Below are 11,263 nucleotides of genomic sequence, written 5' to 3' on the forward strand. Positions count from 1 at the left end.
GCCGCGCCCCGGTGCGGGGCGCGGCGGTCGGGTGGGTCGGACGGCGGTGGGCCCGCCGCGGGGGTCAGGAGCCCGGGGTGCCGGCGCGCTTGGACGTCGCCTTGAGGAAGTCCCGGTTGAGCCGGCCGATGGTGTTCAGCGGGATGCCCTTCGGGCAGGCCGCGGCGCACTCGCCGATGTTGGTGCAGCCGCCGAAGCCGGCCTCGTCGTGCGCGTCCACCATGCCGATCACCCGGGTGTACCGCTCGGGCTGGCCCTGTGGCAGCAGCGAGAGCTGGGTGATCTTGGCGGCGGTGAACAGCATGCCGGAGCCGTTCGGGCAGGCGGCCACGCAGGCGCCGCAGCCGATGCAGGCGGCCGACTCGAAGGCGGCGTCCGCGTTGGCCTTGGCCACCGGGGTGGAGTGCGCCTCGGGCGCGCTGCCGGTCGGCGCGGTGATGTACCCACCGGCGGCGATGATCTTGTCGAAGGCGCTGCGGTTGACCACGAGGTCCTTGACCACCGGGAAGGCCCGGGCCCGCCACGGCTCGATGTCGATCGTGTCGCCGTCCTTGAACTGCCGCATGTGCAGCTGGCAGGCGGTGGTGCCGCGCTGCGGCCCGTGCGCCTCGCCGTTGATCATGAGGCTGCACATGCCGCAGATGCCCTCGCGGCAGTCGTGGTCGAACGCGACCGGCTCCTCGCCCTCGAGGATCAGCCGCTCATTCAGCACGTCGAGCATCTCCAGGAACGACATGTCCGGGGACACGTCCTGCACCTGGTAGGTCACCATCTGACCCTTGTCCTCAGGGCCCTTCTGGCGCCAGATGCGCAGGGTCAGATTCACTTGTAGCTCCGCTGCGTCGGGTGGACGTATTCGAACTTCAGGTCTTCCTTGTGCAGCACGGGCTGACCGGTGCCGGTGTACTCCCAGGCCGCCACGTAGGCGAACCGGTCGTCGTCGCGCTGCGCCTCGCCGTCCGGGGTCTGGTGCTCGGCCCGGAAGTGGCCGCCGCAGGACTCCTCGCGGTGCAGGGCGTCGATGCACATGAGCTCGGCCAGCTCGAAGAAGTCGGCCACCCGGCCGGCCTTCTCCAGCGACTGGTTGAGCCCCTCGCCGTCGCCGGGGACGCGGACCCGCTGCCAGAACTCGTCGCGCAGGGTACGGATCTCGTCGATCGCCTTGCGCAGCCCGGCCTCGCTGCGCTCCATGCCGCAGTGCTCCCACATGATCTGGCCCAGCTCCCGGTGGAACGAGTCCACGGTCCGGTCGCCGTTGATCGCCAGCAGCTTCTGGAGCCGCTCCTCGACCTCGGTGCGCGCCGCCACCGCCTCCGGGTGGCTGGCGTCGACCTTCTCGAGCGGGCCGGAGGCCAGGTAGTTCGCGAGGGTGTTCGGCAGCACGAAGTAGCCGTCGGCCAGGCCCTGCATCAGCGCCGAGGCGCCGAGCCGGTTCGCGCCGTGGTCGGAGAAGTTGGCCTCGCCGATCACGAACAGGCCCGGGATGCTCGACTGGAGGTCGTAGTCGACCCAGAGGCCACCCATCGTGTAGTGCACGGCGGGGTAGATCCGCATCGGGACCTCGTACGGGTCCTCGCCGGTGATCCGCTCGTACATCTCGAAGAGGTTGCCGTACTTCGCCTCGATGGCCTTGCGGCCGAGCCGGTTGATCGCGTCGGCGAAGTCGAGGTAGACGCCGAGCCCGCCCGGGCCGACGCCGCGACCCTCGTCGCAGACGTTCTTCGCGGCCCGGGAGGCGATGTCGCGGGGGACCAGGTTGCCGAAGGAGGGGTAGATCCGCTCCAGGTAGTAGTCCCGCTCGTCCTCGGGGATGTCCCGCGGCGCGCGGGTGTCGCCCTTGGCCTTCGGCACCCACACCCGGCCGTCGTTGCGCAGCGACTCGCTCATCAGGGTCAGCTTCGACTGGTGGTCGCCGGAGACCGGGATGCAGGTCGGGTGGATCTGCGTGTAGCAGGGGTTGGCGAAGTAGGCGCCCTTGCGGTGCGCGCGCCAGGAGGCGGTGACGTTGCAGCCCTTGGCGTTGGTGGAGAGGTAGAAGACGTTGCCGTAGCCGCCGGAGGCGAGCACGACCGCGTCGGCCATCTCGGTGCTGATCTCGCCGGTCACCAGGTCGCGCACGACGATGCCGCGGGCCCGGCCCTCGACGATCACCAGCTCCAGCATCTCGTGGCGGGAGTTCATCTCCACGTTGCCCAGGCCGATCTGCCGCTCCAGGGCCTGGTACGCGCCGAGCAGCAGCTGCTGGCCCGTCTGGCCCCGCGCGTAGAAGGTGCGCTGTACCTGCGCGCCACCGAAGGAGCGGGTGTCCAGCAGGCCGCCGTACTCGCGGGCGAACGGCACCCCCTGGGCGACGCACTGGTCGATGATGTTGACCGACACCTCGGCCAGCCGGTGCACGTTCGACTCCCGCGAGCGGAAGTCGCCGCCCTTGACGGTGTCGTAGAAGAGCCGGTGCACCGAGTCGCCGTCGTTGCGGTAGTTCTTGGCGGCGTTGATGCCGCCCTGGGCGGCGATCGAGTGGGCCCGGCGCGGACTGTCCTGGTAGCAGTAGGACCTCACGTGGTAGCCCTGCTCGGCCAGGGTCGCTGCGGCGGAGCCGCCGGCCAGCCCGGTGCCCACCACGATCACCGTCAGCTTCCGGCGGTTGGCCGGGTTGACCAGCTTCATCTCGAACCGGTGGCGCTCCCACCGGGTCTCGATCGGGCCGTCCGGGGCCCGGGTGTCGGCGATCGGGTCGCCCTCGGTGTAGAGATCCATGTCAGGCCACCAATCCGGTGAGAACGGCGAACGGGACCACCAGGTAGCCGGCGGTCAGCACGACGGCGAAGACCAGTGCGGCGTTCTTGGCCCGGCGCTCACCCTTCGGCGTCTGCTGGCCGAGGCTGCGGAAGGCGCTGAACGCGCCGTGGCGCAGGTGGAAGCCGATGGTGACGACGGCCAGGACGTAGAAGAGGGTGACGTACCAGCGCTCCGGCGCGAAGTCGGCGACCACGTTGCCGTACGGGTTGGCCGCGTCGCCCTGCGGGTTCAGGTGACCGGTGGTCAGGTCCAGGATGTGGTAGATCACGAAGAGCAGGATGATCACCCCACCCCAGCGCATGGTGCGGGCCGCGTAGTTCACGTGGATCTTCCGGCGGTGCGCGTACGCCACCGGTCGCGCGGCCCGGGCGCGCATCGCCAGCACGGTGGCCGAGGCGATGTGGGCGAGCACCGCGACGGTGAGCACCGTCCGCTGGATCCACAGGTACCAGGTCGACGGCAGCAGCGGCGTCCCGATCTCGCGGAGCCAGTGCGCGTAGTGGTCGAACGAGGTCTCGCCCGTGAAGATCTTCAGGTTCCCGAGCATGTGCAGGATCAGGAACAGCACCAGGAGGATGCCCGTCACCGCCATGACGGCCTTCAGGCCGACGTTCGTGCGGATGGGCGACCGAGTTTTCGTGAGTACCACGTGACCGACGCTATGAGCAGTTTGATCAGTCGTCCAATGCATCGACCTCGCAGTCTTGATAGCCATAAGCTATCCAGATGCAGCTCCATCAGCTCCGGTACTTCGTGGCGGTCGCAGAAGTACGACATTTCACCCAAGCGGCCGACCTGGTGGGCATCACCCAGCCGTCGTTGAGTAAGCAAATTCACGCCCTGGAGACCGACCTCGGGGCCCCGCTCTTCGAGCGGGTAAGGGGCAACATCGCCCTCACCGCCGCCGGCGAGGTGCTGCTGCCGCTGGCCAAGCGGATCCTCGCCGACGTCGACACCGCCACCCGCGAGGTGCAGGAGCTGGTCGGCCTGCGCCGGGGCCGGGTCCGGCTGGGCGCCACCCCCAGCCTGGCCACCTCGCTGGCGCCCCCGGTGCTGCGCCGGTTCCGCGACGCCCACCCCACCGTCGACCTGCGGGTCGAGGAGGGCGGCTCCCAGGACCTGGTCCGCGACCTGCTCCGCGGCGACCTCGACCTGGCCCTGATCATCATGCCGTCCGCCGGCACCGACCCCGGCCTGCGGGCCGATCCGATCCTGCGGGAGAGCCTGGTGGTCGCCTCGGTGGACCCGCTGCCCGCCGACCCGGTCACCGGCGAACTGCGCATCACCGACCTGCGCGACCAACCCCTGGTCATGTTCCGCGAGGGCTACGACCTGCGCGACGCCACCCTGCAGGCGTGCCGCGAGGCCGGCTTCGAGCCCACCCTGTCGGTGGACGGCGGCGAGATGGACGCGGTGCTCAGCTTCGTCGAGGCGGGGCTCGGCGCGGCCCTGGTCCCCGGCATCGTGGTGGCCCGGCGGGCCGGCATCCGGGTCACCCGGCTCGCCCCGCCCGGCGTACGGCGCACCATCGCGGTGGCCCGCCGCCGGGATGTGGTGCCCACCCACGCCGGCCGCGAGCTGCGCCGGATACTGCTCGAGTACGTCCACGACGCGACCGCGGCCGACCGGCTCCCGGCGGGCGTGGAGCCGCTCTGAGCCTCAGCGCCCCTCGGCGTCGTCCATGGCCCGGTAGATGCGCTGCTCCGACACCGGGTACGGGGTGCCCAGCGCCTGCGCGAACACGTTCACCCGCAGCTCCTCGATCATCCAGCGGATCTGCCGGACCGCCGCCGACTGCCGCTTCGCCGGCGGCAGCGCCGCCAGCATGTCCTGGTACTCCCGCTGCACCACGGCGATGCGGTCCTGCTGCTGTTTGTCCCGCTGCGGGTTGCCGGGCAGCCGGTCCAGCCGGCGCTCGATCGCGGTGAGGTAGCGCAGCAGGTCGGGCAGGCGGGCGTAGCCGGCCTCGGTGATGAAGCCGGCGTGCACGAGGCCGGTGAGCTGGTTGCGGATGTCCGCCAGGGCGGCTACCACGGCCAGGTTCCGCGTCGCGCCGAGCCGCTGCTCCACCGCGTACCCGGCGGCGAGCACCTGGCGGGCCCGGTTCATCATCTCGACCACGGTGTCGACCAGGTCGGCACGGACCCTGTCGCGCAGCGCGGCGAAGCCCTCGGCGTCCCAGGCCGGGCCGCCCGCGTCCGCCATCAGCTTGTCGATCGCGGCGCCGGCCGCGTCCTCGATCAGCGCCGGCACCCCGCCGTGCGGGTTGCGCGACAGCGCCAGCTTGGCCTCGTTGCTCAGCCGCCCCTGCAGGAACTTCGCCGGGGAGGGCACGGTGAGCCGGAGCAGCCGGCGGGTGCCGGCCCAGTGCGCGGCCTCCTGCTCGGCGGGGGAGTCGAACACCTTCACCCCGACGGTGGCGCCCTCGTCGACCAGCGCCGGGTACGCGGTCACCGCGTATCCGGCGCGGACCTGCTCGATGGTGCGCGGCAGGGCGCCGATGCTCCACTCCTTCAGGCCGGTCCGGGCGACGTCCGGCGCGGCCGCCGCGACGACCTGGCGTACCTCCTGGCGGAGTTGGCGTTGCAGGGACGGCAGGTCCTTGCCCTCGGCGACCGGCTTCTCGTCCTCGCCGAGCACCCGGAAGGTGACCCGCAGGTGCGGCGGCAGCTTCGCCAGGTCCCAGGCGTCCGGCGGGACGGTCACCCCGGTCATCCGGCGCAGCTGGCGGGTGAGGGCGTCCAGCAGCGGCTCCTCGCCGGGGGTGATCGCGGCCAGGGCGGCCCGCGCGAAGTCGGGCACCGGGACGAAGTTGCGCCGGATCGCCTTGGGCAGCGACCGGATCAGCGCGACGACCAGGTCCTCCCGGAGGCCGGGCACCTGCCAGTCGAAGCTCTCCGCGGGCACCTGGTTGAGCAGCGGCAGCGGGATGTCCACCGTGACGCCGTCGGTGGGGGTGCCCGGGTCGAAGGTGTACGTCAGCGGCAGGGTGACCCCGTCGGCCCGCCACTCGTCCGGGTAGTCCTCCTCGTCCACCCCGCCGCGACCGGAGTTGATCAGCAGTTCGCGGGTGAAGGTGAGCAGGTCCGGCCGTTCCCGTCGGGTCTTCTTCCACCAGGTGTCGAAGTGCCGGCCGGAGACCACGTCGGCCGGGATCCGCTGGTCGTAGAAGTGGAAGATGGTCTCGTCGTCGACCAGGATGTCCCGCCGCCGGGCCCGGTTCTCCAGCTCCTCGACCTCGGCCAGCAGCCGCTGGTTGTCCCGCCAGAACTGGTGGTGGGTCTGCCAGTCGCCCTCGACCAGGGCGTGCCGGATGAACAGCTCCCGGCTCAGGCCGGGGTCGATCCGACCGAAATTGACCTTGCGCGAGGTGACGATCGGGATGCCGTACAGCGTCACCTTCTCGTAGGCCATCACCGCGGCCTGCTTCTTCTCCCAGTGCGGCTCGCTGTAGCTGCGCTTGACCAGGTGCTGGGCGAGGGGCTCGACCCACTCGGGCTCGACCCGGCCGGCCACCCGGCCCCAGAGCCGCGAGGTCTCCACCAGCTCGGCCGCCATCACCCAGCGCGGCGGCTTCTTGAACAGCGCCGACCCGGGGAAGATGCCGAACTTCGCCCCGCGCGCCCCCAGGTACTCGTGCTTCTGGGCGTCCTTGAGCCCGAGGTGGGAGAGCAGGCCGGGCAGCAGGGACTGGTGCACCTTCGGGGTGTCGATCTCCTCCGGCAGGTCCGCGCCGGCCCCCCGCCGGCCGTCGCCCCTGTCTCCGGTACGCAGCACCTGGCGCAGCTGGCTGACGATGTCCTGCCACTCGCGGACCCGCAGGTAGTTGAGGTACTCCGCCTTGCACATCCGCCGGAACGCGCTGGAGGACAGGGTCTTCTGCTGCTCCCGCAGGTACCGCCACAGGTTCAGGTACGCGACGAAGTCGGACTCCTTGTCGGCGAACCGGGCGTGCGCCTGGTCGGCCTGGGCCTGCTTGTCGGCGGGGCGTTCGCGCGGGTCCTGGATGGAGAGCGCGGCGGCGATCACGATCACCTCGGTGGCGCAGCCGTTGCGTTCGCCCTCCAGCACCATCCGGGCCAGCCGGGGGTCGACCGGGAGCTGCGCCAGCCGCCGGCCCAGCGGGGTGAGCCGCTTCGCCGGGTCGGTCTCGGCCGGGTCCAGCGCGCCCAGCTCGTGCAGCAGGTTCACGCCGTCGGTGACGTTGCGCCGGTCCGGCGGGTCGATGAACGGGAAGGCGCCGATGTCGCCCAGCCCGATCGAGGTCATCTGGAGGATGACCGAGGCCAGGTTGGTGCGCAGGATCTCCGGGTCGGTGAACTCCGGCCGGGACGCGAAGTCCTCCTCGTCGTAGAGGCGGATGCAGATGCCGTCCGAGGTGCGGCCGCAGCGCCCCTTGCGCTGGTTGGCGCTCGCCTGGGAGACCGGTTCGATGGGAAGCCGCTGCACCTTGAGCCGGCTGGAGTAGCGGGAGATCCGGGCGGTGCCCGGGTCCACCACGTACTTGATTCCGGGCACGGTCAGCGAGGTCTCCGCCACGTTGGTGGCGAGCACCACCCGCCGCCCGCTGTGCGGGGCGAAGACCCGGTGCTGCTCGGCGGTGGAGAGCCGGGCGTACAACGGGAGGATCTCGGTGCCCAGCAGGCTGCGCTTCTTCTGCACCAGCTTGCCGAGCGCGTCGGCGGTGTCCCGGATCTCCCGCTCGCCGCTGAGGAAGACCAGGATGTCGCCGGGTCCCTCGGCGGCCAGCTCCTCGACCGCGTCCCCGATCGCCTGGATCTGGTCCCGGACGGTCTCCTCGTCGGCCTCGTCCTCCTCCTCGGCCTCGGTGACCTCGACCAGCGGCCGGTAGCGCACCTCGACCGGGTAGGTGCGGCCGGAGACCTCGACGACCGGCGCGGGGTTGCCCTCGGCGTCGGCGAAGTGCTTCGCGAAGCGGTCGGTCTCGATGGTCGCGGAGGTGATGACCACCTTGAGGTCGGGGCGGCGGGGCAGCAGCTGCCGGACGTAACCGAGGATGAAGTCGATGTTGAGGCTGCGCTCGTGCGCCTCGTCGATGATCAGCGTGTCGTACTGGCGCAGCATCCGGTCGGTCTGCAGCTCGGCCAGCAGGATGCCGTCGGTCATCAGCTTGACCAGGCTGTGCTCGCTGACCTGGTCGGTGAAGCGGACCTTGTAGCCGACCACGTCGCCCAGCTCGGTGCCGAGTTCCTCGGCGATCCGGTCGGCGACCGTACGGGCGGCGAGCCGGCGGGGCTGGGTGTGCCCGATCAGGCCGGTGACGCCGCGCCCCAGCTCCAGGCAGATCTTGGGCAGCTGGGTGGTCTTGCCGGAGCCGGTCTCGCCGGCCACGATCACCACCTGGTGGTCGCGGATGGCGGCGGCGATGTCGTCCTTGCGCTCGCTGACCGGCAGCTGCGCCGGGTAGGTGATCGCCGGCACGGCGGCCCGCCGGGCGGCCAGCCGCGCCTCGGCCCGGGCCACCTCGGCCGCGATCTCGGCGAGCGCCGCATCCCGCCGCTGCGGATCCCGCAGCTTCCGGACCCCGTCGAGGCGACGCTGCAGCCGGCGCTGGTCGCGGAACATCAGGGGGGAGAGGCGGCGGTGCAGGTCGCGGGCGGTCTCGGGTACGGCGGGTGCGGCTGGATTCTGCATATCGTCGCCAAGGATAGGCAGCCGCCCGCCGTACCGCCCCCGGGTTACCGGTCGCCGCCGGCGGGGGCCACGGTGCGGGCGTGCCGTCCCAGGTCCCGACAGTCGACCGGGCTAGAGTTTCCGCCGACCGGGGTCGACGAGGAGACGGGGATGATCATGAAGGACATCGACCGGGCGCTCGTACAGGCCGCCACCGCCGTGGCCAAGCTGCGCTGCCGTAGCGACAACCACACCGTGGCGGCCGCCGTGCGAACCGCCGACGGCCGGGTCTTCAGCGGCGTGAACGTCTACCACTTCACCGGCGGGCCCTGTGCCGAGGTGGTGGCCATCGGCGCGGCCGCCACGGCGGGTGCGAACGACGTGGAGGCGATCGTCGCGGTCGGCGACCGGGGCCGGGGCGTCATCCCGCCGTGCGGCCGCTGCCGCCAGGTGCTCCTCGACTACTTCCCGTCGATCAAGGTGATCGTCGGCCCGCCGGACGGGCTGCGCGCGGTCCCGGTGGCGAACCTGCTGCCCGAGACGTACGTCTGGGCGGACCACCAGGTGGAGGTGCCGGCGGCGCCGCGTACCGGGGTGTGGCCGATGCCGGTCGTGCCGGGCAGCCGCCAGGCGGCCGAGGACTGACCGCTCATGCCCGCAGGGCCGGCGGCAGCTCTTGCCCGCGTTCTACAACGTTGTAATACTCGGGTCGTCCGCTGACGAGGAGGCCCGATGACAGCGCACGCCGCCCCGGCCACCGACCGTCCCGCCCCGGGCGGGCCCGAGGACGAGGTCCCGGTCGAAGCCCTTGGTGATCTCTACCGCGACGGCATCACCGCCTGCCGCGGCGCCTTCCCGGTGGACTGGGTCGAGCGGGTCGGCGAGGACATCGACGCAGCGTTCCGGGAGGCCCGCGCCCGCCCCGACGGTGCCGTCGGCCGCGGGCCCGAGCGGTGGTACGTCGAGATCCACCCCGAGCAGCTGCACGGCTTCGTCGACCTGGTCACCCACCCGTGGGTGGTGGCGGTGTGCCGGGCGGTGCTCGGCCCCGACTACGAGATCGTCGAGTTGGGCTTCGACACTCCCTTCCCGGGCGCGAAGACGCAGCCCTGGCACCGCGACTTCCCGATGCCCGAGGAGACCCGGCTGCGACGCCGGCTCACCTCGCTGGCGTTCAACCTGACCACGGTGGACACCGTGGAGGAGATGGGGCCGTTCGAGATCGCCCCGGGCACCCAGTGGGACGACGGCCGGGACTTCGACCACGAGATGTTCCCGCCGAAGGAGCGGTATCCGCGCTACGAGGCCCGCGCGGTGCGCAAGTACCCGCAGCGCGGCGACATCTCGGCGCGTTCGGCGCTCACCATCCACCGGGGCACCCCGAACGTCAGCGAGCAGGCCCGGCCGGTGCTGGTGCTCGGCGTCGACGCGCCGGGAGCGGGCAACGCCGCCCAGCACGACCTGGCGGTCACCCGGGGGTACTGGGACCGCCTGCCGGAACTCGTCCGGGCCCACCTGCGCTGCCCCGTGGTCGAGACCCTCGTCCCGATCCGCCAGAAGCACACCATCGAGGGGCTGGTGATGGGGGCGGAGTGAGCCCCGGCCGGACCGGTCAGTCGCCGGCGGCGGCCTCGAGCATCGAGCGGGGCACCGGTACCGCCTCGAAGCGGACGCTGCCCTCCGGCACCATCCAGCTCAGCACCCGCGCGACCAGTTGCCCGGCGCGTACCGCCGGGTCGTTGGCGTAGAGCTCGCGGGCCATCTGCGGGTCCACCGAGAGCACGACGAAGCCACGGATCGCCGGATCGTCGCCGCCGAGGAACGGGCCGGCCGCCAGGACCGCCCCCTGCTCCACCAGCCCGGCCTGGTGGGCCAGGTGGGTGTCCTGCAGCCGGTCGAGGGCGTCCCGGGGCAGCTCGGGCGCGTCGTCCGGGCGGACCAGGAGCACCACCGTGTGCTGGTCGAATCGCATGCTGTCAGGGTAGGGGTGCGAACCGGTGGAAACCGGGCTACTCCGGGGTCCGGGCCCGCAGCGCGCGGATCGACCAGTCGAGCACCGGGCCCAGGCTGTCACCGGTCGGCCAGCCGTTGACCACGGAGAGCAGGTGCAGATACCGCTCCCGGCGCGGGTCGTTCGCGGACTCCAGCCGGTCCAGCAGTCGCCGTCGCAGGTCGGCGTCGTCGGAGCGGCCGCAGAGCCGCGCGTACCGGGCGGTGACCGCGGCGACCACCGGCCCGGCGGCGGGGGAGGGCGGGTCCACGCCGGTGGCCAGCGCCGGCGCGACCTGGTCCCGGGTGATCGCCACCGCGTCCGGGCGCACGCCCGGGGTGCCGGCCCGGTCCGCCGCGTGCTGCTCCGCCAGCCGCCGCAGCCCGGCGCGGAAGTCCGGGTCCCGGGTCAGCTCGGCCAGCTCGAGCCAGGCCTCGACCTGTTCGACCTCGGGCTCCTCCGGCAGTTCGGGGGTGAGGGACCGGCGGATGCCGGCGAACCCGGCGTCGGCGTCCAGGCCGGTGAAGGCCGCGTCGAGGAACTCGTCGATCAGCCGTCGACGTTCGTCGGCCGTGAGTCGGGCCAGTTCGTGCATGAATTCCATCTCCTCGGGGCCGGAGCCACGTCGGGCGACCGCCGCCAGCACCGCGCGGCGCAGCCGCAGCACCCGGATCTGGGTCGCCAGTGCCTCGGCGTGTGCCGCCGCCACCTCGGCGAGCGGGATCTCCCGGTCCACCACCCGGCGGATGGTGGCCAGGTCCAGACCCAGGTCGCGGAGGGTGCGTACCAGGTCCAGGCGGGCGACGGCCTCGATGCCGTAGCGGCGCCGGCCGCTCGGGT

General features: G+C 72.1%; 9 protein-coding genes. 3 read left to right on the plus strand and 6 right to left on the minus strand.

Annotated elements, in window-relative coordinates:
* Positions 1-64 precede the first annotated feature (64 nt).
* From ACWEVO_RS16730 to ACWEVO_RS16740, 3 genes are read right to left on the minus strand one after another with little or no spacing between them, the layout of a single operon-like run.
* The gene (locus ACWEVO_RS16730) at positions 65-826 is read right to left on the minus strand and encodes a succinate dehydrogenase/fumarate reductase iron-sulfur subunit (protein WP_452308426.1); all 762 of its coding nucleotides are present in this window, start codon (positions 824-826) and stop codon (positions 65-67) included.
* Complete coding sequence (locus ACWEVO_RS16735) at positions 823-2,757, minus strand: fumarate reductase/succinate dehydrogenase flavoprotein subunit (RefSeq protein ID WP_452308427.1); 1,935 nt, start codon at positions 2,755-2,757, stop codon at positions 823-825. Before ACWEVO_RS16735 ends, ACWEVO_RS16730 begins: the two co-directional genes overlap by 4 nt.
* Before the next feature lies 1 nt (position 2,758).
* Complete coding sequence (locus ACWEVO_RS16740) at positions 2,759-3,448, minus strand: succinate dehydrogenase cytochrome b subunit (RefSeq protein WP_452308428.1); 690 nt, start codon at positions 3,446-3,448, stop codon at positions 2,759-2,761.
* 71 nt (positions 3,449-3,519) lie between these two features.
* Between ACWEVO_RS16740 and ACWEVO_RS16745 the strand changes: the two genes are divergently transcribed.
* Positions 3,520-4,455, plus strand: coding sequence for a LysR family transcriptional regulator (locus ACWEVO_RS16745; protein WP_452308434.1), 936 nt, complete (start codon positions 3,520-3,522; stop codon positions 4,453-4,455).
* Positions 4,456-4,458: 3 nt separating this feature from the next.
* Here the strand turns inward: ACWEVO_RS16745 and hrpA are convergent, their stop codons facing one another.
* Positions 4,459-8,454, minus strand: a complete 3,996-nt coding sequence (hrpA, locus tag ACWEVO_RS16750; RefSeq protein WP_452308429.1) for an ATP-dependent RNA helicase HrpA — start codon at positions 8,452-8,454, stop codon at positions 4,459-4,461.
* Positions 8,455-8,604: 150 nt separating this feature from the next.
* Between hrpA and ACWEVO_RS16755 the strand changes: the two genes are divergently transcribed.
* Positions 8,605-9,078, plus strand: a complete 474-nt coding sequence (locus ACWEVO_RS16755) for a cytidine deaminase family protein (protein ID WP_452308430.1) — start codon at positions 8,605-8,607, stop codon at positions 9,076-9,078.
* Between the two features lie 87 nt (positions 9,079-9,165).
* Complete coding sequence (locus tag ACWEVO_RS16760; protein WP_452308431.1) at positions 9,166-10,029, plus strand: phytanoyl-CoA dioxygenase family protein; 864 nt, start codon at positions 9,166-9,168, stop codon at positions 10,027-10,029.
* Between the two features lie 16 nt (positions 10,030-10,045).
* On the opposite strand, the gene ACWEVO_RS16765 is transcribed toward ACWEVO_RS16760, so the two are convergent.
* Complete coding sequence (locus tag ACWEVO_RS16765) at positions 10,046-10,405, minus strand: YciI family protein (protein WP_452308432.1); 360 nt, start codon at positions 10,403-10,405, stop codon at positions 10,046-10,048.
* Positions 10,406-10,442: 37 nt separating this feature from the next.
* A partial coding sequence (locus ACWEVO_RS16770) for a MerR family transcriptional regulator (RefSeq protein WP_452308433.1) occupies positions 10,443-11,263 on the minus strand: 821 nt, incomplete at its 5' end.

Source organism: Micromonospora sp. NPDC003776 (assembly GCF_053605645.1).